The 24,971-nt window shown below is 69.7% G+C and carries 29 protein-coding genes; 9 read left to right on the top strand and 20 right to left on the bottom strand.

The annotated features are described in order from the left end of the window. Positions 1–53: 53 nt before the first annotated feature. From JJ685_RS14725 to JJ685_RS14715, 3 genes are all read left to right on the top strand, one after another. Positions 54–989, top strand: a complete 936-nt coding sequence (locus JJ685_RS14725) for a LysR family transcriptional regulator (protein WP_201675020.1) — start codon at positions 54–56, stop codon at positions 987–989. Positions 990–1,178: 189 nt separating this feature from the next. Beyond that, entirely contained in the window at positions 1,179–1,697 is a 519-nt protein-coding gene (locus JJ685_RS14720; protein ID WP_201675019.1) for a hypothetical protein, read from the top strand. A gap of 71 nt (positions 1,698–1,768) precedes the next feature. Then, positions 1,769–2,785: a hypothetical protein gene (locus JJ685_RS14715; protein ID WP_201675018.1), complete on the top strand. Its 1,017-nt coding sequence runs from the start codon at positions 1,769–1,771 to the stop codon at positions 2,783–2,785. A 53-nt stretch (positions 2,786–2,838) separates the two neighbouring features. Here the strand turns inward: JJ685_RS14715 and JJ685_RS14710 are convergent, their stop codons facing one another. The 11 genes from JJ685_RS14710 to JJ685_RS14660 all read right to left on the bottom strand — a co-directional run bounded on the left by JJ685_RS14710 (position 2,839) and on the right by JJ685_RS14660 (position 10,717). Beyond that, on the bottom strand, positions 2,839–3,594 hold the full coding sequence (locus tag JJ685_RS14710) for a glycoside hydrolase family 75 protein (RefSeq protein WP_201675017.1): 756 nt from the start codon (positions 3,592–3,594) through the stop codon (positions 2,839–2,841). A 58-nt stretch (positions 3,595–3,652) separates the two neighbouring features. Continuing rightward, a complete protein-coding gene (locus tag JJ685_RS30285) occupies positions 3,653–4,348 on the bottom strand; it encodes a peptidoglycan-binding domain-containing protein (RefSeq protein WP_201675016.1) in 696 nt (231 codons plus the stop codon). A 19-nt stretch (positions 4,349–4,367) separates the two neighbouring features. Next, the gene (locus tag JJ685_RS14700; protein WP_201675015.1) at positions 4,368–4,694 is read right to left on the bottom strand and encodes a hypothetical protein; all 327 of its coding nucleotides are present in this window, start codon (positions 4,692–4,694) and stop codon (positions 4,368–4,370) included. A 16-nt stretch (positions 4,695–4,710) separates the two neighbouring features. Continuing rightward, the gene (locus JJ685_RS14695; RefSeq protein WP_201675014.1) at positions 4,711–5,424 is read right to left on the bottom strand and encodes a hypothetical protein; all 714 of its coding nucleotides are present in this window, start codon (positions 5,422–5,424) and stop codon (positions 4,711–4,713) included. 67 nt (positions 5,425–5,491) lie between these two features. Continuing rightward, a complete protein-coding gene (locus JJ685_RS14690) occupies positions 5,492–6,775 on the bottom strand; it encodes a YncE family protein (protein WP_201675013.1) in 1,284 nt (427 codons plus the stop codon). A 19-nt stretch (positions 6,776–6,794) separates the two neighbouring features. Next, positions 6,795–7,583 carry a creatininase family protein gene (locus JJ685_RS14685; protein WP_330901773.1) on the bottom strand — a complete coding sequence of 263 codons (789 nt, stop codon included), beginning with the start codon at positions 7,581–7,583 and terminating at the stop codon, positions 6,795–6,797. Between the two features lie 31 nt (positions 7,584–7,614). Further along, positions 7,615–8,067 carry an MOSC domain-containing protein gene (locus tag JJ685_RS14680; RefSeq protein ID WP_330901772.1) on the bottom strand — a complete coding sequence of 151 codons (453 nt, stop codon included), beginning with the start codon at positions 8,065–8,067 and terminating at the stop codon, positions 7,615–7,617. A 145-nt stretch (positions 8,068–8,212) separates the two neighbouring features. Continuing rightward, on the bottom strand, positions 8,213–8,623 hold the full coding sequence (locus tag JJ685_RS14675) for a bactofilin family protein (protein WP_201675011.1): 411 nt from the start codon (positions 8,621–8,623) through the stop codon (positions 8,213–8,215). Positions 8,624–8,812: 189 nt separating this feature from the next. Next, on the bottom strand, positions 8,813–9,616 hold the full coding sequence (locus JJ685_RS14670) for an alpha/beta fold hydrolase (RefSeq protein WP_201675010.1): 804 nt from the start codon (positions 9,614–9,616) through the stop codon (positions 8,813–8,815). 41 nt (positions 9,617–9,657) lie between these two features. Continuing rightward, positions 9,658–9,885 carry a hypothetical protein gene (locus JJ685_RS14665; RefSeq protein WP_201675009.1) on the bottom strand — a complete coding sequence of 76 codons (228 nt, stop codon included), beginning with the start codon at positions 9,883–9,885 and terminating at the stop codon, positions 9,658–9,660. Between the two features lie 10 nt (positions 9,886–9,895). After that, positions 9,896–10,717 (bottom strand): class I SAM-dependent methyltransferase, encoded by an 822-nt coding sequence (locus JJ685_RS14660; protein ID WP_201675008.1) that lies wholly within the window; start codon positions 10,715–10,717, stop codon positions 9,896–9,898. A 60-nt stretch (positions 10,718–10,777) separates the two neighbouring features. Between JJ685_RS14660 and JJ685_RS14655 the strand changes: the two genes are divergently transcribed. After that, on the top strand, positions 10,778–12,829 hold the full coding sequence (locus tag JJ685_RS14655) for a transcriptional regulator (RefSeq protein ID WP_330901771.1): 2,052 nt from the start codon (positions 10,778–10,780) through the stop codon (positions 12,827–12,829). A 64-nt stretch (positions 12,830–12,893) separates the two neighbouring features. On the opposite strand, the gene JJ685_RS14650 is transcribed toward JJ685_RS14655, so the two are convergent. Continuing rightward, positions 12,894–13,538 carry a glutathione S-transferase family protein gene (locus JJ685_RS14650; RefSeq protein ID WP_201675007.1) on the bottom strand — a complete coding sequence of 215 codons (645 nt, stop codon included), beginning with the start codon at positions 13,536–13,538 and terminating at the stop codon, positions 12,894–12,896. 201 nt (positions 13,539–13,739) lie between these two features. Here JJ685_RS14650 and JJ685_RS14645 point away from each other — a divergent pair, with 201 nt between their 5' ends. Continuing rightward, positions 13,740–14,462 carry a ferredoxin--NADP reductase gene (locus JJ685_RS14645; protein WP_201675006.1) on the top strand — a complete coding sequence of 241 codons (723 nt, stop codon included), beginning with the start codon at positions 13,740–13,742 and terminating at the stop codon, positions 14,460–14,462. Positions 14,463–14,492: 30 nt separating this feature from the next. Here JJ685_RS14645 and JJ685_RS14640 read toward each other — a convergent pair whose 3' ends face one another. The 6 genes from JJ685_RS14640 to JJ685_RS14615 all read right to left on the bottom strand — a co-directional run bounded on the left by JJ685_RS14640 (position 14,493) and on the right by JJ685_RS14615 (position 20,449). Continuing rightward, positions 14,493–15,008 (bottom strand): GNAT family N-acetyltransferase, encoded by a 516-nt coding sequence (locus tag JJ685_RS14640; RefSeq protein ID WP_201675005.1) that lies wholly within the window; start codon positions 15,006–15,008, stop codon positions 14,493–14,495. Positions 15,009–15,032: 24 nt separating this feature from the next. Then, entirely contained in the window at positions 15,033–15,818 is a 786-nt protein-coding gene (locus JJ685_RS14635; RefSeq protein WP_201675004.1) for an amino acid ABC transporter ATP-binding protein, read from the bottom strand. Continuing rightward, on the bottom strand, positions 15,815–16,891 hold the full coding sequence (locus JJ685_RS14630; RefSeq protein WP_201675003.1) for an amino acid ABC transporter permease: 1,077 nt from the start codon (positions 16,889–16,891) through the stop codon (positions 15,815–15,817). The genes JJ685_RS14635 and JJ685_RS14630 overlap by 4 nt, the downstream gene beginning before the upstream one ends. 2 nt (positions 16,892–16,893) lie before the next feature. Next, on the bottom strand, positions 16,894–18,033 hold the full coding sequence (locus tag JJ685_RS14625; RefSeq protein WP_201675002.1) for an amino acid ABC transporter permease: 1,140 nt from the start codon (positions 18,031–18,033) through the stop codon (positions 16,894–16,896). Positions 18,034–18,139: 106 nt separating this feature from the next. Next, complete coding sequence (locus tag JJ685_RS14620) at positions 18,140–19,165, bottom strand: amino acid ABC transporter substrate-binding protein (RefSeq protein ID WP_201675001.1); 1,026 nt, start codon at positions 19,163–19,165, stop codon at positions 18,140–18,142. A 24-nt stretch (positions 19,166–19,189) separates the two neighbouring features. Beyond that, the gene (locus tag JJ685_RS14615; RefSeq protein ID WP_201675000.1) at positions 19,190–20,449 is read right to left on the bottom strand and encodes a MalY/PatB family protein; all 1,260 of its coding nucleotides are present in this window, start codon (positions 20,447–20,449) and stop codon (positions 19,190–19,192) included. Between the two features lie 47 nt (positions 20,450–20,496). On the opposite strand from JJ685_RS14615, the gene JJ685_RS14610 reads away from it, so the two are divergent. Continuing rightward, a complete protein-coding gene (locus JJ685_RS14610) occupies positions 20,497–21,222 on the top strand; it encodes a GntR family transcriptional regulator (RefSeq protein WP_201674999.1) in 726 nt (241 codons plus the stop codon). 12 nt (positions 21,223–21,234) lie between these two features. On the opposite strand, the gene JJ685_RS14605 is transcribed toward JJ685_RS14610, so the two are convergent. After that, positions 21,235–22,050, bottom strand: coding sequence for a class I SAM-dependent methyltransferase (locus JJ685_RS14605; RefSeq protein WP_201674998.1), 816 nt, complete (start codon positions 22,048–22,050; stop codon positions 21,235–21,237). Positions 22,051–22,219: 169 nt separating this feature from the next. Between JJ685_RS14605 and JJ685_RS14600 the strand changes: the two genes are divergently transcribed. Next, entirely contained in the window at positions 22,220–22,417 is a 198-nt protein-coding gene (locus JJ685_RS14600; protein WP_201674997.1) for a hypothetical protein, read from the top strand. A 21-nt stretch (positions 22,418–22,438) separates the two neighbouring features. Here JJ685_RS14600 and JJ685_RS14595 read toward each other — a convergent pair whose 3' ends face one another. Further along, entirely contained in the window at positions 22,439–23,290 is an 852-nt protein-coding gene (locus tag JJ685_RS14595) for a hypothetical protein (protein ID WP_201674996.1), read from the bottom strand. A 129-nt stretch (positions 23,291–23,419) separates the two neighbouring features. On the opposite strand from JJ685_RS14595, the gene JJ685_RS14590 reads away from it, so the two are divergent. Together JJ685_RS14590 and JJ685_RS14585 are read left to right on the top strand one after the other, a co-directional pair. Next, positions 23,420–23,845 carry a CopG family transcriptional regulator gene (locus tag JJ685_RS14590; RefSeq protein ID WP_201674995.1) on the top strand — a complete coding sequence of 142 codons (426 nt, stop codon included), beginning with the start codon at positions 23,420–23,422 and terminating at the stop codon, positions 23,843–23,845. A gap of 14 nt (positions 23,846–23,859) precedes the next feature. After that, a complete protein-coding gene (locus JJ685_RS14585; protein ID WP_201674994.1) occupies positions 23,860–24,966 on the top strand; it encodes an extracellular catalytic domain type 1 short-chain-length polyhydroxyalkanoate depolymerase in 1,107 nt (368 codons plus the stop codon). Positions 24,967–24,971: the final 5 nt, after the last annotated feature.

Genomic DNA, 24,971 nt, shown 5'->3' with positions numbered 1-24,971 from the left:
AAGAAAGGCAGCCTTTCCCTGGCTTCAACAATCCGGAGGGACAATGCGGCCCCATGGCGAACGCGATCCAACCGGCGGACCTGGGCTTCTTTTCCACCCTCGTCCAATGCGGCAGCCTGACGGCGGCCGCCCGCGAGATGGGCGTCACGACGCCCGCGGTGAGCAAGCGGCTCTCGCAGATCGAGGCCCGGCTGGGGACGGCGCTGGTCACGCGCACCACGCGCCGCATGGGCCTGACCGCGGAGGGCGAGGTGTACCTCGAGAACGCGCGCAAGATCCTCGGCGACATCGAGGACATGGAGCACCAGCTCGTGGGCCTGAAGCAGGCGCCCCAGGGCAGGCTGCGCGTGAACGCCACGCTGGGGTTCGGCCGCAGCCACATCGCGCCCCTCGTCTCGCAGTTCGTCCGCAAGCATCCCAAGGTGGACGTGCAGCTGCAGCTGTCGGTCAACCCGCCGGCCCTGAGCGACGACGCGTTCGATGTCTGCTTCCGCTTCGGCCATCCTCCCGACTCGCGGGGCATTGCGCGGTTCATCGCGGCCAACAGGCGCATCGTGGTGGCGTCGCCCGCTTACGTGAAACGCCACGGCGTCCCCGCGGCGCCGCGGGAGCTGGTCAAGCACAACTGCATCGGGATCCGCCAGGGCGACGAAGCCTACGGCCAGTGGCGCTTCACGCCGGTGCGCACCGGACGGGGCGGAGCCGACAGGACGGAGACGGTGAAGGTGCGCGGCAACCTGACCACCAACGACGGCGGCATCGCCGTGAACTGGGCCCTGGAGGGCCACGGCATCCTGCTGCGTGCCGAATGGGACGTGCAGCGCTACATCGCCAGCGGCCGGCTGGTGCAGGTGCTGGCGGGTTACGCGAGCCCCGACGCGGACATCTACGCCGTGTACGCCCAGCAGCACCGCTCTTCGGTGCGGGTGAAGGCGCTGATCGACTTCGTCGCCGGGGTCTTCACGCAGCAGGACAAGCCCGCTCCTTAGTGCGGATGTGGCGCGGCAGAGCCTGGCCGCGGCCGCCCGTGCGTCCGGCGATGTCGGCGCGCGTCCGACAGCCACGTCAGCGCTTCGGTGCCTCATCGCAGGACGTGGACGCGCTTCGTTCACGACGGCTCGCATCTAAGGTCGGGTCTTCGGCGGCGACGCCGCATCACACCCTTGAAAGGAACATCGATGAACGATCACAAGCGTGACCTGCCTGCTGACCCCAATGCGCACCCTGCCGCCAAGGAATCGGGCAAAGGCGCCGTGGCCGGGGGCGTCGTCGGCGGCGTGGCCGGCGGCGCGGCGGCCGGTGCGGCCGCGGGCGGCATGACGGGTCCCGTCGGCGCCGCGGTGGGCGCTGCCATCGGTGCCGTGGTCGGAGCGGTCGCGGGCCGGATGAAGGCCGACCCCGCGGTCGAGGACACGTACTGGCGCGACAACTATGCGAGCCGCCCGTACGTGACCGGCGGCACCAGCTACGACGAGTACGCGCCCGCGTACCGCTATGGCGTCGACGCGTACAACCGCTACCCGGACCGGCCGTTCGACGAGATCGAACCCGAACTGGGCCGCGACTGGGGCACGGCCAGGGGCCGCTCCAAGCTCGAATGGGAGCACGCGAAGCACGCGTCGCGCGATGCGTGGCACCGCGCCAGCAACGCCGTGGAACGGGCCGTCCCGGGCGACTCCGACCACGACGGGCGCTGACCCGGCGCGAAAGGCGGGAGCGCTGAAAGGCGCCTCCCGCCTTTTCATGGTCGGCCAGGGACAATGCGCGCATGTCCAGGGCCGACATCCAGTTCCTTCAGATCCACCCTGACGCCGCCGACCCGCCCCTGGCGGAGCAGCAGACTCGTTTCAACGTCCTGGTGCGGGATGTCGCCCTGTGGCGCGCCGCGCTTGCCGAGTGGAAGGAGCGGATCGCGCGCTACCACCAGGTCGTGGAGCCCGTGCGTCGCGAACTGCACGCGGCCTGGCGCCAATGGGTCTTCACGCTCGACCACGCCAGCCTGCAGCCCGGGCTGTCGCGCGCCGAGCGGGAGCAGCTGGGCGAGTTGCTCCGTGAAACCGCGGCTGCCCTCCTGGAAGTGGAGGACGACGCGGAGCTTGCGGCCGTCGCATGCCGGCATGCCGAAGAGGCGGCTTCCATGCAGCCCGGGCAGGAGGATGCCGATCGCGCGGTTGGCCACCACGACCACCGGGAGGATCCGACGCAGGACTGGGAGCAGCAGGCCGAGGCGGCCGCAGCCCAGCGTGCGCAATGGGCGGCGCAGCGGCGCGCAGACAGTGCCTCGAAGCGACGCCGGCAAGAGGCACAGGAGGTCTCGAGCTCGGTGCGCGACGTGTACCGCCGGCTCGCGAGCGCACTGCACCCGGATCGGGAGCCGGATCCACGGCAGCGCGAGCGCAAGACCACCCTGATGCAGCACGCCAACCTGGCGTATGCCGAGGACAACCTGCTGGCCCTGCTGGAACTCCAGCTGCAGGCGGAGCAGATCGATGCAGCGCACCTCGCCTCCGTGGACCGGCGGCGCCTGGAGCACTACGTCATCGTGCTGCAGGAGCAGGTGGCGGATCTGCAGTCGGAAACCCGGCGCCTGGAGGCCGGATTTCGGGCCGCCACGGGGCTCGCGGCGGGGTCGGGATTGCAGCCGCGCAAGGCGGATCGCATGATCTCGTCGGAGGCGCGGAGATTGCGCGGTGAGTTGCTGTCGCTGCGCCGGCAGACCAAGTCGCTGCCGGACGCGGAAGCCATCCGGGCCTGGCTCCGGGAGCAACGCAGGATGGCGGGCTGATCCGGCGACGGGATGCGCGTCGCGGCGCACTCCCTGATGGCGCGCCGCTGCACTCAGCGTGTGAGCCGCTCCCACTCCGCGGTTCCGATATCCTTGATCCGTTGGTTCACGTTCTCTGGCGTCATGCCGGGGAGCAGCGTCTGGTGCGTCCCCGGGAACACGAAGTACAAGACCTGCTTCTCGATGCTGACATCACGCACGGCCTCGCAGTCACCGTTCTGGGCACGTCGCCGGCACACGGGATGGTCCAGGAGCTCGTGCAGCTGAATGGATCCTTCACCGATCTTGCAGACCGGGCCGAAGTCGGCGACCACCGCATACTCGCGAGTGCCGCCACGCACGACTGCGGCAACATCCCCCTTCCCGACGCCGAGTTCGCTTGCGAAGCCCCCCTGGGGCAGGACGATATAGGGCACCCGGTCGGCATTGATGCTGGGCTTTCCCGGCGCGTCGTAGCGCAACGACGTTTCCGGAAGATCCGTCCCCTGCCCTTTTCGCGAGAGCGGCGAGCCGTCGGAATCCACGGCCATCTTGGCCTCGAAGAAGATCACTCCTCCGGCGAGCTTCAGGAGAGCCGCATTCCGGTTCTTGTCCCCCTTGCACCCGCGGTTTCCCAGGTCCTGGCCGTCGCAGGTGTTGGTTGCGTCGCACTCGTTGAACCTCTTGCTGAAACGCGAGCCAACCGCTGCCGCCGACCCGAAGTCGACGCCCTGGAGGGCCGCTGCCGCATCGGCAGGCGGGAGGTAGGTCTGGGCAGCGACCGCACCCGAGACCAACAGCAGCACGAAGGCGATATTGCGGCAGTTCATGAAGCGCTCCTGTGCTGAAAGAGGTCCGCAGGGCCGGGCGCGCGCCTCCTCGGCGCTACTACCTCAGCCCGAGCGCCTGCAGCGTCTTCTCGCCTGCCTCCCCATCGGCCAGCATGCCCTGGGTGAGTTGGAAGGCGTGCACGGCGGCGGCGGTGTGCGGCCCGAAGCTTCCGTCGATCTCTCCCGGCGAAAACCCCCTGTCGGCCAGCGCCTGCTGCAGGCGCTCGACCAGGGCGCCCTTCATGTTGGGTTGCTTGAGCCGCAACACCAGGCTCGGTGGGACCGTGGGCAGGACTTCCGCCGGTTCGGCGTAGCTGATCATCGGCGGCAGCACGCCGACGTCCCACCGGCGGCCATCGACCTTGCCGCGGATGACGCCCGTGGCGGTGGAGTGCGCTTCCACTGTCCCGCCCGTGCCGTCCGAGATCGCGATGTGGCCGATCAGCGAGGGCGCCGGGAAGCGAAGGAGGAAAGCGCCCGGCGTCGCCTTCGCCACCGCGACCGCCACGGTGCAATCCGCCGCCTTGGCATCGCGCTCCCAGAAGCCGGTGAAGGCATCCGCCATCGCGGGCTTGTTGTTCTGGCTGCAGCCGAAGAGCTTGCCGCTGGCCTGGAAGAGGCTCCAGGACGCGAACTCGGCGCAGTCCCAGGGGCCTGTCCACTCGGTGTTGTCCTTCGGCACCCGCGCGCCCAGGACGTACTTTTCGTTCAGGTGCTGCGCGGCCAGCGCCAGCAGGTCGTCTCCAGTGGCCACCGTTCGCCCTCCTTCCGGTTCAGATTGCCGCCTTGATCGCGGAGGTGATGCCGTCGATCAGCGCCTTGCGGAAGGCGTTGATGGCACGCTGCGCAATCGCCTTCCCCATCACCGCCACGGCCTGCAACTCCGCTTCGAGCGTCTTGGCCTCGTCGTCCATTTCGTCCTTGAACGTCTCCTCGTCGATGTCGCCGCTGGCGAGGGCCTCGGCCAGGGACCGGATCGCCGCTTCGTGCCCCTTGGCGATCTCGCGCAGGAAGTCCTCGACCTGCGGCGCGGTTTTCTTGACCGCCTCCGTGGCCGCACCCACCGCGGTCTTCAGGATGGCGCCGATGTCGATGCTCATGGCTGCTCCTCGTCTCTCATTCCTTCTTCGCGTCGCTGTCCTCGACCGCCAGGGCCTTGGCCTTTTCGGCCACCAGGGCCGCCGTGAAGAGCCGCTGGAAGCGATCGCGGTGCTGTCCCAGCAGGAATGCGCTGTAGTCGTCCGTCTTCTGGTGACCGGCCCGGTACTTCTGCCAGAACTCCAGGATGGTGCGGGCGATCCGCTGTGATTCGGTGTTCAAGGGGCGCGACTCCTCCCGCACCATCAACACCCGGACGTCGGTCTCGATCTTTCCCCAATCCCCGGCAAAGGCGGCGTAGGGCAGCTTGGCCGGGTTCGCCTTGGCCTTCGCCTCGATCATCTTGTCGTAGAACGCGAAGACCTCGGCCGAGGTGTCGGTGATTGCCTTGGCAGCTTCGGCGTCGTAGTCGGGGACCAGCTTGACGCCGGAGCACGAGGCCAGGAAACCGAACAGCAGTACCGAGAAGACCAGGGACAACCAGCGGAACGTGGGTGGCACCGTGGCGGGGACAGCGGGCGGTCGCATCTGCATCATCTGCCCTTTCGCGGCAACACGTCCGAGCCCAGTGGGTTGCAGGCTGGCAGCAACCCCGGTGGAATGGGCAGCGAATGGTTGTGGCTGCAGATTCTTTCGGGCTCGCGGCAGGCGTGCATCCCTCCTTTGGAGTGCGTGTTCGCGGCCACCGGCTCCACCGCAAGGAAGATGCAGCTTCTCGAAGAGGGAAGACAAGGACGAGGCGCCCGTCTCCCAGCTCATCTCGGGCGACGAACTCGCAGATCGGCACCCGGGAGGGTGCTCAGCGGAGATTGCCCGTGTGCCCCAGGCTGTAGCGCCCCGGCTGCGGCCAGACGGTGAGCCCGTGCGGCTCGCGCCCCGCCTTCACGCGCACGACGCTGCCGTCGTTGGTGTCGAAGCGGTAGACCTCGTTGTCATACCGGCCGGAGAGCCAGAGATAGCGTCCGTCCGCGCTCACGTTGCCCATGTCCGGGCTGCCACCGCCCGGGACGGGCCACTGCGCGACGATCCTTTCGGTCGCGAACTCGATCACCGTGACGCTGCCCTTGCCGCGCCGGTGTCCATGCACGTGGTTGCTGCCGCGGTTTGCCACGTACAGCTTCGTTCCATCACGACTGGGATACAGGCCATGCGTGCCGACGCCCGTCGGGATGAATCCGACCTGCCGGAACGTGGCGAAGTCCACCACGTGCACGCCATCCGAAACCATGTCCGCGACATAGAAGCGGCGGCCGTCCGGCGAAATCCGGACGTCCTGCGGCATGGGCGTGCCCGAGACGATGACGGAGCGCGGCACCGCGGGGTCGAGCATCCGGCGCGGTTTGCGGCCGGGCCGCTGCAGGACCTCCAGGACTTCGGGGCGATCGAAATAGCGCGACAGCTTGATGGTGGCGACGACGCGGCGGTTCACGAGGTCCACCTTGGTGAGGCCGCCATCGAACTCGCACGTGAACACGGCATGGGAGCCGTCGATGGAGAAATCCGCGTGGTTGATGCCCGCGCAGTCCGGAGTGTCGATCGAGTAAACCAGGCGCATCGTGGCGGGGTCGCGGAAGTCCAGCCGCTTGTAGGCCTCCGCCACCACGATCGCGTAGCGTCCATCGGGCGACCAGTACATGTTGTAGGGGTCGTCGACCGGCACCGACGGACCCGGCTTGCCCGTGCGCGGATCGATGGGCGTGAGGCTGCCGTCGGTGCGCCCCTCGGCGTTGTTCGCGACCCAGAGCACCTGCAGGTCCCAGGAGGGCACGATGTGCTGCGGATTCACGCCCACGCGGAAGCGGTCCACCACGCGCAGGGTCGCGGGGTCGATCACCCAGACCGTGTTTTCCGCGCGGTTGGGCACGTAGATGCGTTCCAGGTGCCCGGCCACCACAGGGGACAGCTTGCCGGCGTTCGTTTCGCTGTACAGGTTCCGCGGGTCGGGCACGCCGGGCATGCCAGGCACGGTGAGCACGGCCGCGACCGAGGCGGGCGCAGACGCGGGCGCGCCAACTTGCCCGGAGGCGGCGACGCAGGCCCCGGCCAGGGCGACAGCGGCACAAAGATCGCGGATTTGCTTCACGTGGGAAGTCCTGGCGGGTTCACCGCGTCGGCGCCAGGGACTGGCGGATAGCGGCGACGGTTTTCTCGATGATGAGGTCGACGCCCTTCTGCCCCAGCGCGACCGACGCCCGCGACGGATCGCCCGTGACGCCGGTCTGCGGCGAGGCTTCGGCCAGGCGATCGCCGTGGACCAGCGAAGCATCGACGGCCAGCATCAGCGAGGTGTCGGCAAGCCCGGCATGCGGGCCGATCTGCGCCGGCGTGAAGCCGGCCTCCTGCAGCAACTGGGCGTAGCCGGTGGTGGCCGCCTGGTAGTAGGCGGCGACGTAGTGCACGCGCACGCCGCTGCCGGCCCACTCGCGGTTCAGGCGCTCGCTCACCTGCCTCAGCAGGGGCTGGTAGTCGCCGGAGTCGCCCAGCAGCACGATGTCGCGGAAGCCGTGCTGCCGCAGGCTGCGCGCCGCGCCCGTGACGATGCCGCTGAAGGCCTCGCCGGAGACCGAAATCGTGCCGGGAAAACGCATGTGCCCGGCGGCCTCGGGAACGTAGGCCACCACCGGGGCGACCAGGGTGTGCCCCAGCTGCGTGGCGATGCGCTCGGCCAGCCGGCCGACCCGGACGTTGTGCTTGCCGAGGGCCATGTGCGGGCCGTTCTGCTCCGTGCCGCCGACAGGAATCAGAATGGTCGTGCTGCCGCCCCGCAGCGCGTCGCGCACTTCCGGCCAGGTGAGCCCGTCGAGCTGGACCCCTGCCGCGGCGCAAGGCGCTGCCCACGCTGCGAGCAGCAGGACGAGCAACGCATTCGCAATGACGGCGGTCCGGGTCACGCGATGAATTGTGCCCGAGGGTTGCGCGGCGTCATTCGTCTTCGTGCATTTCGGGCGACTCGGTGGCCCGGCGGCACCGCACCTCTTGCCCGACACTCAGGCTGCCACCGCGCACGACGCGTGCCGTCATCCCACCGTGCCCACGCAGCGCGTTGTAGGCGCCAGCGCCCAGGCAGGCATGCATCTTCGAGCAGGGTTCGCACGGCCCCGTCACCTCCAGGATGACTTGCGGGCCCAGCCGGAGATGGAGCGGCTGGTCGCGGAAGAGGCTCCTGGCGGCAAGCAGATTGAGGCCTGAGATCACGAGATTGCGCCGGAGCAAGGCGGGATCCACCTCCGGTCGCCGCAGCAGTGCCGCCACCACCGGCAGGTGCTCCGCCTGAAGGAGCGTGACCTGCCGCTTGCCGCCTCCGCGCCCGGCCGCCGCGCGGTCCCCTTGCAATCCAAAACCTTCGACCACGTCGCAGGCCTCCACCCGCAGCACAGGTCGATCCCGCGCCGGCCGCAGCAAGATCGCTTCCAGCCGACCGGCGAATGGAAATTCTCGCGCGAGGGAGTGCAGGTCCAGGGAAGGCACAGGAGGTCGCTGTGAAGCCGAGCCTCCTGGATTGGACCTGCTTTCGACCGGATCAGGCGCTCTTCGTCGCCAGCCTGATCAACGGCTTGTCCTCTTCGGACGATGCGCTCGGGGACCCCATCGGTCGCAGCTGACCCAGGATGGTGGCCCCTTGATGCATCTCCAGTGCCACGTACTGGACGTCGCCTTCGATCCTGGCCTTGGGCTGTAGCTCCAGCAGTTCGCGGGCTTCCACGGGCCCCTTGACCGTCCCGTTGATGATCACGTGGTCGGCCCTGAGGCCGCCGTCCGCCACCGCGCCCTCGGAGACGACCAGGAGGCTGCCGCTGTCGGAGCTCGCGTGAATCGCGCCGTAGACCTCGCCGTCGACCCTCAGGCCCTCGTCGAACGTCAGGTCGCCGTCGATGCGCGTGCCCTGCGCGATCAGGGTCTTGATGGCGGCGGGGTCTTTCTTGCCGAACATGGGATGCTCCTCAACGATGTGGCGTACACAGATGGAGACGATGCTGCCGCAGCGGTGGGGCGCGGCAAAGTCGACAGTCGTGCAACTTCGTGTCGGACGGCTGCCTGCCTGGGCGCAGACGGCACGCCCTGGAAGGCCGAACGCCGTCCGACGACGAGGGCGCACCAGCCCAGCTTGCCGGCTTCCCGCTCACTTTCCCCGGTTCTCCTCGAGGAACTGCTCGATCTCCGCATTCACCAGCGCCGGATGCGTGATGGGCCCCATGTGTCCCAATGGCTCGAACTCCACCACGCGCGCGTTCGGCAGCGCGGGAGCCAGCACCTGGGCGACGGCGCGGGCGGAGCGCGGCGAACGGCCGCCGCAGAGGTACAGCACGGGCGCCTCGATCGCCGCAAAGGTGGCCAGCGGCGTGGGCTCGTTCGCCAGCGCGCGCCACCAGCCGCCGACGTTCGCCACGGACTGTGCGATCGCCGGCTTGCGGCCTGGCGGCGTGGCGTCCCACGATCCGGCGCCCATCCAGAAGTCGATGAAGAGCCGGGCCGCGGTGGCGGTGTCCCCTGCGGCCGCGGCGGCGCCAGCCGCGTGCGCCACCTGGCGGATGCCGTCCACCCCGTTCGGCGGCCCGCCCTGCGCATCCACCAGCGCGAACAGCGTCGGCTCGTACACCGCCACGGCCCGCACGCGCCCGGGGTGGAGCGCCGCCGCGAGCATCGCTATGGCCCCTCCGTAGGAATGCCCCACCAGGAAATGCGGCGTGCCCGCGCGAGCGAACACCGGTTCCATCAGTTCCACTTCGCTGCGCAGCGTGTGCCGCGCGCCGGGCCACGCCGGACCACGGCCGGCGCCGTAGGAGTCCGGCGCGAGCACCCGAAAGCGCGGCGACAGGCGCTCCAGCAAGCCCCGCCACTGGCCGGAAGTGCTCGCGTTCGCGTGGAGGCACACGACGCCGGGCCCCTGGCCGGCCTCCTGCAGGAAGGGTTGTTGCAATTCCATGTCGATGTTCCTCGTGGGTCGGGTTCACGCCATCCGGCGGTTCAGCGATGCGCGCCCGGCGCCGCACTGCCCTGCACGACCGCCTGCCCGTCGCGCGGAGCCCGCGCCACCCTTTCGGCCGCCAGCGCGCCGATCCGCCGGCCCATCGCCTGCGCGACGAGGTCGCCGGCGACCGTGTTCCAGTCGGTCACGACGTCCGCGCGGACCTGCGCGGCGTAGCAACCCGCCGCTGCGATGCAGGCGAGCGCGAAGGCTTGTGCATTGCCCATGCGATGCTCCTCACTGGCGGGTGATGACGATCTCGAGGTAGGCGCTGGGGATCACCAGGCCACGCTCGGGTGCGGCGTTGAACCGGTTCATGAGCCCGGTGAAATCGGCGGCCAGCGCCTGCTGCCCCTTCTCGTCCAGGGCGGCGAACGCCTTCAGGACGGGGCCGTAGTAGCCGCGGAAGACCTCCAGCAAGTGGTCCGAAGAGCGATAGCGGAAGTGGAACGCGCGCTTTTCCATCGCGATGGACCGCGCCGAAGTCTCGAACAGCTCCGCGATGCGACCGCGGGTGCCCCACTGCGCCGGCGAGGAGACGCCGGCGGGCGGTGGCACGTACTTCCCGATCACGCCGAACACCTGGCCGATGAAGCCGTCGGGCGTCCAGTTCGCCAGGGCGATGCGGCCGCCGGGCCGGCAGACGCGCAGCATTTCGGCGGCGGCGCGCGGCGGATTGGGAGTGAACATGCATCCGAAGGTCGACAGCACGGCGTCGAAGCTGGCGTCGTCGAAGGGCAGCGCCTCGGCATCGGCCTCGTGGAAGTCGATGGCGTGCAGGCGCTCGGCCGCGGCACGTTCGCGCCCGCGCTCCAGCAGCGCCGGCACGTAGTCGGTGGAGGTGACTTCGCACCAGCGGCGCGCGGCGGCCAGCGTGGCGTTGCCGTTGCCCGCGGCCACGTCCAGCACGCGCTCGCCGGCGCGCAGGTCGGCCGCCTCGCAGAGCGTCTCGCCGACGATTTGCAAGGTGGTACCGATGACGGCATAGTCGCCCGAAGCCCAGGCGGCTTTCTGGCGGGCCTTGACGGCGGCGAAGTCGGGGGCGGTGGCTGCATCCATGCGTTTGCTCCGGGGTGGGGAAGGGAAGTCGCACTTTCCGCCCGGTGTGTGGAAGCCGCCGTGGAGACCAGCGTGGAAATCGGCGTGGAAATTCAGCCCTCGAAGGAACCGGACCGGCCGCCAGCCCGGCTCGCGCTGCGGCTGCTCGGGCCGCCGGCCGTGGCGCGCGTCGACTCGGCCGTGGCCTTGCCGCGGTCGCGCAAGGTGCGGGCCCTGCTCGCTTACCTGGCCATGGCCGGGCGGCCCGTCACGCGCAGCCACCTGTGCGAACTGCTGTGGGACCTGCCCAGCGACCCGCGCGGCGAGCTGCGCTGGTGCCTCAGCAAGGTGCGCGCCGTACTGGACGAGCCCGGCCGGCCACGGGTCCTCGCGCAGGGCGACACGGTGGCGGTCGACCTTGCCGACTGCAGCGTCGATGCGCGCGAGCTGCAGCAGGCCGTGCAGCAGGGCGTCGCCACCCTGCCGGCCGCGGAGCTGCACGCAGTCGCGGCGCTCGCGGGCCGGGGCGAGTTCCTGGAAGGGCTCGAAGTCCCGCGGAGCCCGGCGTTCACGGACTGGCTGCTCGCGCAGCGGCGCCACCTGCGCGCCGCGCACGCCCTGGTGCTGGAGCACTGGGTGCAAGCCCTGCCCACGGAGAGCGACGCGGCGCTCGCCGCCCGCGAGCGCTGGGTCGCGCTCACGCCCTTCGACCGCCGTGCGCACGAGCAACTGCTGCAGGCCCTGGCCGCTCGCGGCCGCCTGCGCGAAGGCGAGGAACACCTTGCGGCAACCGCCCGCCGCTTCCAGGCGGAAGGGCAGGACTGGGGAGCGATCGCGCACGCCTGGCGCGCCGCGAAGTCACGCCATGCGGCTGGCCTGGGCCCCGCGCAGGGCGTCGTCGACGGCTCCGCGCAAGCGGTGGTGAAGGACGAGCCGCCTGCGGTCCCGGCGCGCCGCGCCTCGATCGCCGTCATGCCCTTCGCCGACCGCACGCCGGGCGTGCCGCTGCGAGGCGGCCTCGGCGACGGCATGGCACATGACGTGATCACGCGGCTGGCCCGGTTGCGCAGCGTGTTCGTCATCGCGGAGGGCACCATGTTCACGCTCGCGGAGCGGCGCGTGGACTCGGAGGATGCCGGCCGCCGCCTCGACGTGGATTACGTCGCGAGCGGCTGGTTGCGGCGCGGGCCGGGCGCGCGGCTGGCCGTGGGCGTGCAGCTGGCGCAGACGCGCAGCGCGCAGGTCGTCTGGGCCGAGGAGTTCTCCGGCAGCCTCGACGACACCTTTTCGGTGCTCGACGAGATCGGCAACCGCATCGTCACCGCGATCGCCAACCACATCGAGGAGGCGGAACGCAATCGCGCGATCCTGAAGAACCCCAACTCGCTCACCGCGTGGGAGGCCCATCATCGCGGCCTCTGGCACATGTTCCGCTTCACCCGCGAAGACAACGAGCAGGCCCGGCAGTTCTTCCAGACTGCCGTGCGGCTGGATCCCACCTTCGCCCGGCCGCATGCCGGACTGTCCTTCACGCACTTCCAGGACGCCTTCCTGGGCTGGCGCGAACGCGCGCCCGCCATCGAGCACGCGTACGCCGCGGCGGCCGAGGGCCTGATCGCGGACGCCCACGATCCCGCGTCGCATTGGGCGCTCGGGCGGGCCATGTGGCTGATGGACCGGCAGCAGGAAGCGATCCGCGAACTGCAGGACGCGATCGAGCTCAGTCCCAACTTCGCGCTGGGCCACTACACGCTCGGCTTCGTGCATGCGCAATCGGGCGACGCGCAGTTGGCCATCACGGAAGTGGACCAGGCGCGGGCCCTGAGCCCGATGGACCCCCTGTTGTTCGGCATGCTGGCGTCGCGCGCGCTGGGCCTGCTGCGCCTGGGCCGGTACGAGGAAGCGGCGGACTGGGCGCTGCGTTCCACGGCACGCCCGAATGCGCACGTGCACATCCGCGCCATCGCGACGTACTGCCTGGCGCTGGCCGGCCGCACGCGCGAGGCACGGGAGACGGCGGCGACGATCCAGCGCTTGCACCCGGGGTACGGCCTGCCGGAGTTCGGGCAGGCATTCAAGCTGGGGCCGGAGCTGAAGGAACTGCTGGGGAAGGCGGCGGCCAGCGTGGCCTAGGTGGGCGCCGACAGGCAGGCCCCTGGCACGGCGGAGGTCGCTGTCTTCCTTCGTGCTTCGACCGTCAGGCCGCGCCCGTGAACACCGCCAACTGGGCGGCGAACGCCCGCTGGTACGCAGGCCGCGCCTCGCCGCGAGCAACATACGCGCAGAGATTCGAATGCGCGTCCAGCAGATGCGAGCCGCCCAGCCGGCGCAACACCGTCACCATCAGCAGGTCCCCCGCGCTGAAGGCCCCGTCGAGCCAGTCGGCCTCGCCGAGCCGGCTGGAAAGTTCGCGCAGCCGGACACCCACGCGCTCGTCGAGGATGGGTTGCCGTTGCGCCGCCCAGGGTTTGTCGCGCTCCAGGAGCAGCGCGGCTTCCCGTTCGACGATCGGGGACTCCACCGTGTTGAGCGCGGAGAACATCCACGCGATCGCGCGAGCCCGCGCATCCGCGTCCGCCGGCAGCAAGCCCGCGTGCCGCCCGGCGATGTGCAGGACGATCGCCCCGGACTCGAACAGCGCAAGTCCCCCTTCCTCATAGGTCGGGATCTGGCCGAAGGGGTGGAGCGCACGATGCGCGGGTTCCTTCATCGCCTGGAAGGAAACGAGACGGACGTCGTAGGGCTGCCCCACCTCCTCGAGCGCCCAGCGGACGCGCATGTCACGCGCGAGGCCCCTGCCGCGATCGGGCGATCGTTCGAAGGCGGTGATCGTGGGCTTCATTGGCAGCCTCCGGAAGCTGGCGGGGCGCCCATTGTGCGCCGCGCAAGGGGGCTCGGTTCCGATGCTGCGCCTTGCACGGCTGCTCCCCATGACGCCGGGAGGGATTTGAAACGCCCCTGCGGTTCGCGGCATCCAATCCCAGGAAGGCAGTACGCCCAGCCCACCACCCACGCCGCGGTTCCCGCGGCCAGGAGCAGCATCATGACCTCCACGCCAGTCCGCCTGCAGCGCCGGGAAGAAGTCGCCCACGGCACGATGGCTTTTCACTTCGACAAGCCGGCCGGCTTCGCCTTCAAGCCGGGCCAGGCGATTGACCTGATCCTGCAGGATCCCGCCGTGGCCGGAACGGACAGCGGGCGCCATGCGTTTTCGATCGTCAGCGCGCCGCACCAGGACGAGCTGGTGGTGGCGACCCGCATGCGTGACAGCGCATTCAAGAATGCGCTGTCACGGTTGCCTGTCGGCGGGGCCGCAGCGATCGAAGGGCCGTTCGGCTCGCTGACCCTGCACAACAAGCAGGACCGGGCGGCCGTCCTCCTGGCCGGGGGCATCGGCATCACGCCCTTCATGAGCATGCTGCAGCATGCGGCGCATGGCGCGCTGAAGCAGCGCCTGCTCCTGCTGTATTCCAACCGCCGGCCGGAAGACAGTGCGTTTCTGGCCGAATTGCAGCGACTGGAAGGGGAGAACCCCAGCTTCCGGCTGATCGCCACCATGACGCAGATGGAAGCGTCCCACCTGCCCTGGATGGGCGAACGGGGCAAGATCGACGAAGCCCTGCTGAAGCGGGTGACCGAAGGGTTGGCGAACCCCGTCTACTACGTGGCCGGTCCGCCAGCCATGGTGGCCGGCCTGCGCGCCACGCTGGAGCAGGCGGGCGTCGACGACGACGACATCCGCAGCGAGGACTTCTACGGCTACTGAAGGAACAGCCCGGCTTGCCGGCGCGGGCGGCTACGCAGCAGCCCGCGCGTCCTCGCCCCGCGCGAACTTCGCCAGCGCCTCGCCCGTCAGGCGGTACCGGATCCATTCCTCCATCGCCACCGCGCCGACGGATCGGTAGAGCGCAATGGCGGGCTCGTTCCAGTCGAGGACGCTCCACTCGAACCGTCCGCAGTTGCCGGCCACCGCCAGGCGCGCCAGGTGCTGCAGCACGGCCTTGCCGGCGCCTTTGTTCCGGTGGGCGGGCGAGATGTACAGGTCCTCGAGGTAGAGCCCCTGCCTGCCCTGCCAGGTGGAGTAGTTGAAGAAGTAGACGGCGAAGCCGATGTCCACGTCGCCGTCGCTGCAGACGAGCGCATGGGCACGGGCGCCTTCCCCGAACAGGGATGCGTGGAGGCTCGCCTCGGTCGCGATCACCTCGTGCTCCGCCTTCTCGAAAACGGCCAGCTCTTTGATGAAACGGAGGATCTTCGGCACGTCTGCGACGGTGGCCGGGCGGATGTGGAGGGCGGGGGACGAATCGGACATGGGGAAACGGGTCATGGGAAGGGGCTACCGATCGAGGATCTGCTCCAGGAAGCGCTGCGTGCGCTCGGACTTCGGCCGCGCGAAGAACTCGCCGGGAGGCGCCTCCTCGACGATCTCGCCGCGGTCCATGAAGATCACGCGATCGGCGACGGCGCGGGCAAAGCCCATTTCGTGCGTCACGCACAGCATCGTCATGCCGTCGCGGGCGAGCGCCACCATCGTGTCGAGCACTTCCTTGACCATCTCGGGGTCGAGCGCGGAGGTGGGCTCGTCGAACAGCATGATCCGCGGGGCCATGCACAGGGAGCGCGCGATCGCCACGCGCTGCTGCTGGCCGCCCGAGAGCTGGCCGGGGTACTTGCCCGCCTGGTCGGCGATGCGCACGCGTTCGAGCAGCTTGCGCGCGGTCGCTTCGGCTTCGGCACGGGGTTGCTTGCGGACCCAGATGGGCGCCAGCGTGCAGTTCTCCAGCACCGTGAGGTGGGGAAACAGGTTGAAGTGCTGGAACACCATGCCGATCTCGCTGCGCACCGCGCCGATGTGCTTCAGCGAGTCGTCGAGTTCCACGCCGTCGACCACCACGGTGCCGGATTCGTGCGTCTCCAGCCGGTTCAAGCAGCGGATCAAAGTCGACTTGCCCGAGCCCGAAGGCCCGCAGATCACGATCCGTTCGCCGCGGCGCACGTCCAGGGAGACGTCGCGCAGCGCCTGGAACTTGCCGAACCACTTGTTGAGGCCGCGGATGCGGATGATGGGTTCGGCGTCGGCGGCCACCGCGGGCGCGGGGACGTTTGCGTACGGGGATGTCATGAACGGAGTTCCCTCGACAGGTGCTTTTCGAGCCATCGGCTGTACTGGCTCATGGCGAAGCAGAAGATCCAGTACACCGCCATCGCGAACAGGTAGCCCTCGACGAAGAAGTGGCGCCAGTCGAGATCGCTCACCACGGCCTGCTTGACGGCATAGAGGAAGTCGAAGATGGACACGATGATGACCAGCGACGTGTCCTTGAAGTTGTCGATGAAGCTGTTCACCTGCGCCGGGATGGTGACCTTCAGCGCCTGCGGCAGGATGACGAGGCGGTGCATGCGCCAGTAGCCGAGGCCCAGCGCCTCCGCCGCCTCGGTCTGTCCGCGCGGCAAGGCCTGCAGGCCGGCCCGCACGACCTCGGCGATGTAGGCCGCGTTGAACAGGGTGATGGCCACCTGCGCGCGCAGCAGCTTGTCGATGCTGATGCCTTCGGGCATGAACAGCGCGAACATGATGGAAGCCATGAACAGCACCGTGATCAGCGGCACCCCGCGCACCAGTTCGATGTAGACCACCGAGACGGCCCGCACGATCGGCATGCGCGATCGCCGGCCCAGCGCCAGCAGGATGCCCAGCGGAAAGGCGAGCAGCGTGCCGTAGACGGCCAGCATGAGCGTGATGGGCAGGCCGCCCCACAGCGATGTCGGCACCGGGGCGAGGCCGAGGCCTCCGCCCATCAGCCAGGCGCAGGCCACGCTGCCGCCGATCCACAGGGCGGCCAGCCGGCGCGCGTGCCAGAACCAGCGCATGGCCGACAGCACCAGGACCGCGCAGAACAGCGTCACCGCCAGCATGGGGCGCCACTGCTCGCCCTGCGGGTAGATGCCGAACAGCATCTGCCGCCACTTGTCCGCCACCACCGCCCAGCAGGCGCCCTGGCCGGCCAGCGCGTTGCAGGCCGCGACCGGCGCCCGGCCCCAGATGGCATCCACGACGGCCCAGCCGATGAACTTGCTGCCAAGCCAGGCCGCCACGGCGAGAACGAGCAGGGTCGTGAGCGCATTGCCCGGGGAGCTGAACAGGTTGTCGCGCAGCCAGCGGCGCGACGAGGAGAGGGCCGAAGGAATGCCCATGGTCAGCGCTCCACCAGCCGGACGCGGAAGTTGTACCAGTTCATCAGGCCGGAGATCGCCAGCGAGATGGCAAGGTAGACGGCCATCATGAGTCCGATGGCCTCGATGGCCTGGCCGGTCTGGTTGAGGGTGGTGTTGGACACGCTCACCAGGTCGGGATAGCCGATCGCCACCGCGAGCGAGGAGTTCTTCGTGAGGTTCAGGTACTGGCTGGTCAGCGGCGGGATGATCACGCGCAGCGCCTGCGGCAGCATGACGAGGCGCAGCAGCTGGGCGCGCGACAGACCGAGCGCCTGCGCCGCGTCGACCTGCCCCTTGGGCACGGCCTGCAGCCCGCCGCGCACGATTTCCGCGATGAAGGCGGCCGTGTAGATCGACAGGCCGGCGAACAGCGAGAGGAACTCGGGCGAGATGGTCTTGCCACCTTCGAAGTCGAAGCCGGCCAGCGCGGGCTGCGACCAGTTGGTCGGCGCGCCCAGGGCGGCCCAGGCGAGCGAGGGCAGCAGCACGAAGGCCAGCAGGCTGGGCCACCCCACCGGCAGCAGCCGGCCGGTGCGCGCCTGCACGGCTTGCGCACGCTTCGACCAGAGCAGCGAAACCACGGCGGCCGCCGCGATCCCCAGCAAGGCGCCCCACCAGGCGTCATGCGCCTCGGGCCAGGGCAGCGTCACCCCGCGCTGGCTGAGGTAGGCCACGCCGATGCGCCAGGCCTGCCCCACCGGAGGAAGCAGCTCGGTGAGCATGCCGTACCACATCAACAGTTGCAGGATCAGCGGCACGTTGCGCACCGCTTCGATGTAGCCGCCGGCGAGCTTGCGCAGCAGCCAGTTCGGCGACAGGCGGGCGATGCCAAGGGCCAGCCCCAGCAAGGTGGCCACGAAGATGGCGCAGGCCGACACGAACAGCGTGTTGAGCAGGCCGACGAGGAACGCGCGCCCGTAGGAACGCCCTGCGTCGTAGGCGACCAGCTTTTCGGAGATGTCGAAGCCCGCCTCCTGCGTGAGGTAGCCGAATCCCATCGTGATGGAGCGGCTTTGCAGGTTGTGCACCAGGTTGTGCACGGCATAGCCCGCCACCGCTGCGATCAGCAGCAGCAGTGCGGTTTGATAGACGAAGCGGCGGACGCGCCCGGAGCCCCACATGAACGTTCAAGGAAAAGAGGTCGCGCCAGGCGCGGCAACGGCGCGCCCCCCGGGGGCGTCCGCGGACGCCGGGAGGGGTGCGCCACACCCGGCTCGGTCGCGGAGCTTAGTCCATCGGCACCGGGTACATCAGGCCGCCCTTGTTCCACAGGGCATTCGGACCGCGCGCCAGGCCCAGGGGCTTGATGTTGCGTTCATAGCTCTCGCCATAGTTGCCCACGGCCTGGATGGCGCGCACGGCCCAATCGGCGTCCAGGCCCAGGCCCTTGCCGACCTCGCCGGTGGCGCCGGTCAGGCGCTGGATCACCGGGTCCTTGCTTTCCGCCTTCATCTTGGCGACGTTGGCCTGGGTCACGCCGGACTCCTCGGCCTGCTGCAGCGCGAAGATCATCCAGCGGGCGATGGAGAAGAACTCCTGGTCGTTCCGGCGCAGCATGGGGCCCAGGGGCTCCTTGGAGATGATCTCGGCCAGCACCGTGTAGTCCGCCTTGGAAGGCAGGTTGACCAGCATCGCCGCGAGGCCCGAGGCATCGGTGGTGTAGGCGTCGCAGCGGCCGGACTGGAAGGCCTTCTCGGTGGCTTCCTGGCCCTCGAACACGACCGGCTTGAACGTGAGCTTGTGGGCGCGCGCGTAGTCGGCCATGTTGCGCTCGGTGGTGGTGCCGGTCTCGACGCACACCGAGGCCTTGTTCAGGTCGGCGAGCTTCTTGACGTTGGGATTCTTCTTGCTGTTCACCACGAAGGCCTGGCCGTCGAAGAACCAGGTGCCGGCGAACACGGAACCCATCGTGGTGTCGCGCTTGGAGTTCCAGGTGGTGTTGCGCGACAGGATGTCGACTTCACCGGACTGCAGCGCGGTGAAGCGCTGCTGCGCCGTCAGCGGCACGTACTTCACCTTGTCCGGGCTGCCGAGGATCGCGGCGGCCAGGGCCTTGCAGTAGTCCACGTCCAGGCCGGCGTACTTGCCGGCCTTGTCGGGCGCGGAGAATCCGACGAGGCCGGTGTGCACGCCGCACACCAGGGTGCCGCGATTCTTGATCGCGTCCAGCGTGGGGCCTGCCGAGGCGGCTCCGGCGGTGGCGGCGAGCGCCAGCGCGGCGAGCGCGCAACGAGTCCATTTGCTCTTGAGCATGTTGTCTCCAGGGGTGGTGGTCAATCAGGCGAACAGCGCGGCTGCCGCGGAAGCGTCCGGCGCGAAGGGCTCCGTGCGGCGGGCCAGCGCCCGTTCCATGCGTTGCAGCGCCTCCTCGAGCAGGCTGGGCGGCGCGGCGAAATTCAGTCGCAGGTAGCCGGGGCGGCCGAAGTCGGCGCCGTCGGACAGGCCGACACCGTGTCGTTCGAACCAGGCCGCGGGAGAGCCGACCTGCGCCGCCAGGGCACGGGCATCGATCCAGGTGAGGTAGGACACCTCGGGGTGCGTGTGGGGCAGCCCCATGCGCGCCAGCGCCGCCGACACCCGGTCCCGGTTGCGCCGCAGCGTGGCGAGCAGGGCCTGCCGCCAGGGCTCGCCGTGCAGGAACGCGGCCTTCAGCGCGGTGAACCCGAAGCAGCACGGGTCGGGCACGAGCCGCCCCATCGCCGCCTTGAAGCGCTGGCGCAGGCCGGCGTCCGGGATGATCGCCCAGGCGATGCCGAGGCCGGCGATGTTGTAGGTCTTGCCGGGGCCGTGCAGGGTGATGGTCCGCGCCAGCAGCCGCGGCGAGCGTTCGGCCAGGAGCTTCGCGAACGGCACGTGGGTGGCGCCCTCGTCGAGGATCAGGTCGCAATGCACTTCGTCGGAACAGACATGCAGGTCGTGCCGCTCGCAGAGCGCCGCCAGGCCATCCAGTTCCTCGCGCGTGAAGAGCCGCCCGAGCGGGTTGTGGGGATGGCAAAGCAGCAGCAGGCGCGCCGCGGGCGACGCCTGCAGGGCCGCCTCCAGCGCCGCGAAGTCGATGGTGAACTCCGTGCCGGCGGCATTCGTGGGCCGCAGCGGCACGTCGACGAGGCCGCGTTCCTGGATGCCGGGTGCCGAGAGGAAGGGCGGGTAGACGGGCGAAAACGACACGGCCCGCTCGCCCGGCGCGCAGCAGGTCCTGACCGCCAGGTTGATCCCGAGCACCAGGCCGGGCAGCCAGACGATCCATTCGGGCTGCACCTCCCAGCCGTAGCGCGAGGCATGGTCGTCGACCAGCAGGCGCGCCAGTTCCCGCGGCGGCGCCATGTAGCCGTAGTTGCCGTGCCGGACATGGGCCGCGATGGCGTCCTGGATGGCCGGCGCCGCGGGGAAGTCCATATCGGCGATCCACAGCGGGATCACGTCCTGGCCGCGGTATTTCTCCCACTTGGTCGACGACCACTGCAGGCGGTCGGCGACGGCGTCGAACTCGAAGGAAGGCGCGGTCGGTGCCGAATGTCCGATGGCCGAATCTGACATGTCAAAAAGGTTAAGCTAAGGTGCCAATATAGCCGAGTCGCCCTGCCGTGCGAGAACGTTCGTCTGACGCCCGCAACGCGGACCTGCCGCCGCTGACCGACCAGGTCTACGGCGCGATCCGCCGCGACATCCTGTCCGGCGTGCTGGCCCCGGGCGCCGCCATCTCGGAAGCCAGCCTGGTCACCCGCTACGGCTTCGGCAAGACGCCGGTGCGGCTGGCGCTGTCCCGGCTGCGCCAGGAAGGCCTGGTCTCCGCGTCGCCGCGCCGCAGTTTCGCGGTCAGCCCGATCACGCTGCGGGACGTCCACGACCTCTATGGCCTGCGCCTGGTGCTCGAACCGGCCGCCGCCCGCCTGGCCGCGGGCCGCATCGACGTGCGGGCCTTGAAGAAGGTCGATGCGGTGTGCCGGCGCGGCTACGTTCCGGGCGACGCTGCCAGCACGCTGCGCTTCCTCGAGGCGAACCGGGACTTCCATCTCGGCATCGCGCAGGCGAGCGGCAACCTGCGCTTCGTGAAGCTGCTCGGGCAGGTGTTCGACGAGACCACGCGCGTGATGCACTTCGGGCTCGCCTCCCGCAACCGCAGCGTGGAAATGCAGCACGAGCACGAAGCCTTGCTCGCCGCGCTGGAACGGGGCGACGCGGACGCCGCCTCGCGCATCGCCGAGGAACAGGTCGCGGCCTCGCGCGACATGGTGCTGGCCGCGCTGCTCCAGAGCGCCGATCTGCTCGATCGACCCCTGACGGGAGGGAAGGCCGGCACCCGGGGTTGAAGCGGCCCCGTTCTACGCGCTGACGGTCACCACCAGCGCTTCCATGCGCCCTTCGATCGCTCCCGCCCCGAAGCGGCGGGCCAGTTCCGCTTCGGCGGCCTGGGTGGCGCGTTCCAGGCCGTGCGGGTCGCGGGCTTCGATCTCGCCCCGCAGCGGCGTGCCTCCACAGTAGGCGAGCGCCGCGACCCGCGGCGACGCCGCCCGACTGGTGAACGCCACGGTCTCGATCTCCGGTGGACGCGCGAAACCCGCTGCCGCGAGGTGTTGCCGGATCAACGCGGCGTCGTGGTAGCCGTGCGGGGTGCGTGCCATGAACCGCGGCGGGTCCTGCGGGAACACCGTGGCGAGGCCATTGGTGACGGCATCGGCGAACTCGTTGTCGGCGATCGGGCCCCAGGCATTGAAGGCGAAGAGGCCCCCCGGCCGCAGCACGCGGCGCGCCTCGGCGAAGGCCTGCCGCTTGTCGGGGAAGAACATGACGCCGAACTGGCAAACCACGGCGTCGAACGAGGCATCCCCGAACGGAAGCTGCATCGCGTCCGCCTGGCGCCATTCCACGGCCCGTGCCGTTCCGACCCGCGCGGCTTCCTCGATCATCGCGGGGTTGAGATCGGTGGCGACGATGCCTGTGGAGGCGTCGAGCATCGCTGCGAGTTGCCGCGTGACCACGCCGGTGCCGGCGGCCAGTTCCAGCACCCGACCCGGGGCGGCCCGTGCCACGCGGCGGGCGAGGTCGACGGCAGAGGGCTCGAAAATGAGCGGCACCATGTAGCGCTCGTAGCACTGGGCCACCGAGCCGGTGAATGCGGTATCGACGCCGGACGTCATGGAACCTCCGCGGCAAAGGCTGCCCATTGTGGTCCGGACTCGCGCCGCGGTGCATGATCGGGCACGATCGACAACTCCGCGAACGAATGTGAACCGGCAGGAAGGGTACCGAATCCGCGGGGCCGCGTCCCTGGCGCGCCCGGGATGGGTCTGGGCCGCGGCCGTCGCGATGAACGCACCCTTTTTCGCGGGCGCCACGGTGCTCGGATGGTTCACGTTCACCGCCGACGGCAGAGCGCTGGCCGCCGTGGCAGGCGTGCTCTTCTTCCTGGCCGCCTTCTGGTCGCTCCTGGCCACGCTGGAATCGTGGCGCGTGCTGCGTCGATTCTCCCGTCGCGCCTCGTTCAACCGGACGCCCAGGGCGTGAGCAGCCCCCCTGCGTGAGCGCTCAGAAGGTGCCTGTCACGAAGGCCTGCAGGCCCGAATAACCGAGCTTCAGGTTGCCGTTGAAGCTGGTCCGGGTGACGTCCACCTTCGTGGTGAACCAGTCGTAGCCCAGCCCCACGCCCCAGTGGCGGGTGAACATCCAGGTGGCGCCGACGTGGGCATCGGACCAGTGGCCGTCGTAGCCGTTGGAACTGAGCTGGAAGAACTGCAGCCGCGCGTCCAGGAAGACCTGGGGAGACACCGCCCAGCCGCCCCGCACGCCGATCACGGGCAAGGGCATAGGCAGGTCGCTTTCCTTCGAGACCGAGCCGCTCGCGGTGGTGCTGCCGCCGGGGCCGGTCACCGTCCCCGTGCCGGACAGGTTCAGCTTCAGGTCCGTGAAGTGGACGCCGAAGCTGGCGGCGACTTCGTAGTCCGGGCGCTTGAGGAACGCGTACTCGTAATCGAGTTCGTAGACCGAGAACTTGGTGTTCGCGGAGAAGTTGCCGCCCGCGTTGAAGGTCGTGTCGCCGAAGGTGATGTCGCGGTCGATCACGCGCGACTTGGTGGCGTTGTAGTTGAAGTACACGAAGCGCGCGACGTGCTTCGGCGCGAACCGCCACATGGCGTCGATGCGGCCGCGGGTCGCGTTGTTGTCCCGCCCCACCGTTTCGTTGAAGTCGATCGCCGGGTTGGTGGTGGATTGCCCGTTCAGGCTCGCGCTGATGTCCGTGCCGACGAGGAACAGGCCGGCGCTGAAGATGAAGCGGTCGTTGAGCAGGCCCTGCGCCGGGGTCAGGGCCTGGGCGTGGATTCCCGCGGCCGAGGCGATCCCCAACATGCCGATGACCAGTGTGCGAGACGAGACACCCATGGCAGTAACTCCTTCGTTTGGGGAGATCATCCGTGCCGCCATTGTGGCTCTTCAATGGGACCAAAGGCCTACAGCTGAGCTTGGAGAGCAGCCACTCACCATCCAAGTAGATGGTGTTAGGATGGCGACATGCCAAAGGCAAGTACCCGCTCCGCCAGTGCCGCCCCCAGGCCGCTGGACGAGAAGATCACCATCAACCTGGGCTGCGTCGACCTCGGGCAGATCGACCTGCTGGTGCAGGAAGGCTTCTATGCCAACCGCACGGACCTGATCCGGACGGCCATCCGCAACCAGCTCGCTGCCCACGCCGAGTCGGTGCGGCAGGCCGCCGCGCGCAAGACCCTCGCGCTGGGCGTGCTCCACGTCACCCGGGAAGAACTGGAGACGCTGAAGGCCGCGGGCCAGATGCTGGACATCCGCGTGCTGGGCCTGGCCACCATCGAGCCGGCGGTCACGCCGGAACTCGCGCTCGCCACCATTTCCTCCCTCACCGTCCTGGGTGCGCTGCACGCCAGTCCCGCCGTGAAGGCCGCGCTGAGCCAGCGCGTCCGCTGAACCTGACGCCCCCCATGCACCCCAAACTCCAGCACCTGATGCAGGACGCCACCCGCCTCGTCCGGGGCGGCAACCTGGCCGCCGCGACCGCCCTCATCAAGGCGGCGCTGACCGGATCCCCTGCGAAGCCCGCCGCCGGCATGCCGCCGAACGCGGACGCCATCGTCCTGGACGTCGAGGCGCGCGAGGTCCCATCGCCGGCCACGCCCCTGCCGCAGCGCGAGGAGGCGGACGTGGCGACGCCGCGTCCCTCATCGGGTGGCACCTTCGTCCCGGGCCGCGGCGGCGATGGCCGCGCCCAGCGCGATTACAAGCTCTATGTGCCGCCGCAGGCAGGCCAGCGGCCCCTGCCCCTGGTCGTGATGCTGCACGGCTGCACCCAGGACCCGGACGATTTCGCCGCCGGCACCCGCATGAACGAGGCGGCCCGCAGGGAAGGCTTCTTCGTGCTGTATCCCGCGCAGTCGACGCAGGCCAACCCGCAGCGCTGCTGGAACTGGTTCAAGCACAGCCACCAGGAGCGCGGACGGGGGGAGCCGGCGCTGCTGGCGGCCATGACCCGCAGCGTGATGGCGCGCCACGGCGTCGATCCCGCGCGCGTGTACGTCGCCGGCCTGTCCGCGGGCGGCGCGATGGCCGCCATCCTGGGAGACGCCTATCCCGACCTCTACGCCGCCGTCGGCGTGCACTCGGGGCTCGCCGCCGGCGCCGCGAAGGGTCTGCCGTCGGCATTGGCGGCCATGCGATCCGGCGGAAGTGCCGCGCGCGGCGCCGCGTCCGGCGTGCCCACGATCGTGTTCCACGGCGATGCGGACCAGACGGTGCATCCCGCCAACGGCCACGACGTGGTCCGGGCCAGCGCCGGCAGCGATCGCGATCCCGAGGCGCGCAGGCAGAGTGTGGCCGGTGGCCGCAGCTACACGCAGCGCGTGCACCGCTCGCCCGGGGGCGAGGTGCTGGCCGAGCACTGGGAGGTGCATGGCAGCGGCCACGCGTGGTCCGGCGGCAGCCCGCAGGGGAGCTACACGGACCCCGCGGGTCCCGATGCCACGGAACAGATGCTGCGCTTCTTCCTCGCGCATCCGCGGCGGGAAGTCACGCCCCCGCACGGCTCGGCCTGACCGCC

The organism is Ramlibacter monticola, from assembly GCF_016722785.1.
Lineage (GTDB): Bacteria > Pseudomonadota > Gammaproteobacteria > Burkholderiales > Burkholderiaceae_C > Ramlibacter > Ramlibacter monticola.
The sequence above is the reverse complement of the archived record's forward strand: the minus strand, read 5'-3'. Positions and strand labels throughout refer to the sequence as shown.

Coding starts and splice junctions, on each gene's coding strand:
- JJ685_RS14725 (WP_201675020.1), top strand. CDS start 54: ATGGCGAACGCGATCCAACCGGCGGACCTGGGCTTCTTTTCCACCCTC.
- JJ685_RS14720 (WP_201675019.1), top strand. CDS start 1,179: ATGAACGATCACAAGCGTGACCTGCCTGCTGACCCCAATGCGCACCCT.
- JJ685_RS14715 (WP_201675018.1), top strand. CDS start 1,769: ATGTCCAGGGCCGACATCCAGTTCCTTCAGATCCACCCTGACGCCGCC.
- JJ685_RS14710 (WP_201675017.1), bottom strand. CDS start 3,594: ATGAACTGCCGCAATATCGCCTTCGTGCTGCTGTTGGTCTCGGGTGCG.
- JJ685_RS14700 (WP_201675015.1), bottom strand. CDS start 4,694: ATGAGCATCGACATCGGCGCCATCCTGAAGACCGCGGTGGGTGCGGCC.
- JJ685_RS14675 (WP_201675011.1), bottom strand. CDS start 8,623: ATGTTCGGCAAGAAAGACCCCGCCGCCATCAAGACCCTGATCGCGCAG.
- JJ685_RS14670 (WP_201675010.1), bottom strand. CDS start 9,616: ATGGAATTGCAACAACCCTTCCTGCAGGAGGCCGGCCAGGGGCCCGGC.
- JJ685_RS14665 (WP_201675009.1), bottom strand. CDS start 9,885: ATGGGCAATGCACAAGCCTTCGCGCTCGCCTGCATCGCAGCGGCGGGT.
- JJ685_RS14660 (WP_201675008.1), bottom strand. CDS start 10,717: ATGGATGCAGCCACCGCCCCCGACTTCGCCGCCGTCAAGGCCCGCCAG.
- JJ685_RS14650 (WP_201675007.1), bottom strand. CDS start 13,538: ATGAAGCCCACGATCACCGCCTTCGAACGATCGCCCGATCGCGGCAGG.
- JJ685_RS14645 (WP_201675006.1), top strand. CDS start 13,740: ATGACCTCCACGCCAGTCCGCCTGCAGCGCCGGGAAGAAGTCGCCCAC.
- JJ685_RS14640 (WP_201675005.1), bottom strand. CDS start 15,008: ATGTCCGATTCGTCCCCCGCCCTCCACATCCGCCCGGCCACCGTCGCA.
- JJ685_RS14635 (WP_201675004.1), bottom strand. CDS start 15,818: ATGACATCCCCGTACGCAAACGTCCCCGCGCCCGCGGTGGCCGCCGAC.
- JJ685_RS14630 (WP_201675003.1), bottom strand. CDS start 16,891: ATGGGCATTCCTTCGGCCCTCTCCTCGTCGCGCCGCTGGCTGCGCGAC.
- JJ685_RS14625 (WP_201675002.1), bottom strand. CDS start 18,033: ATGTGGGGCTCCGGGCGCGTCCGCCGCTTCGTCTATCAAACCGCACTG.
- JJ685_RS14620 (WP_201675001.1), bottom strand. CDS start 19,165: ATGCTCAAGAGCAAATGGACTCGTTGCGCGCTCGCCGCGCTGGCGCTC.
- JJ685_RS14615 (WP_201675000.1), bottom strand. CDS start 20,449: ATGTCAGATTCGGCCATCGGACATTCGGCACCGACCGCGCCTTCCTTC.
- JJ685_RS14605 (WP_201674998.1), bottom strand. CDS start 22,050: ATGACGTCCGGCGTCGATACCGCATTCACCGGCTCGGTGGCCCAGTGC.
- JJ685_RS14600 (WP_201674997.1), top strand. CDS start 22,220: ATGAACGCACCCTTTTTCGCGGGCGCCACGGTGCTCGGATGGTTCACG.
- JJ685_RS14595 (WP_201674996.1), bottom strand. CDS start 23,290: ATGGGTGTCTCGTCTCGCACACTGGTCATCGGCATGTTGGGGATCGCC.
- JJ685_RS14590 (WP_201674995.1), top strand. CDS start 23,420: ATGCCAAAGGCAAGTACCCGCTCCGCCAGTGCCGCCCCCAGGCCGCTG.
- JJ685_RS14585 (WP_201674994.1), top strand. CDS start 23,860: ATGCACCCCAAACTCCAGCACCTGATGCAGGACGCCACCCGCCTCGTC.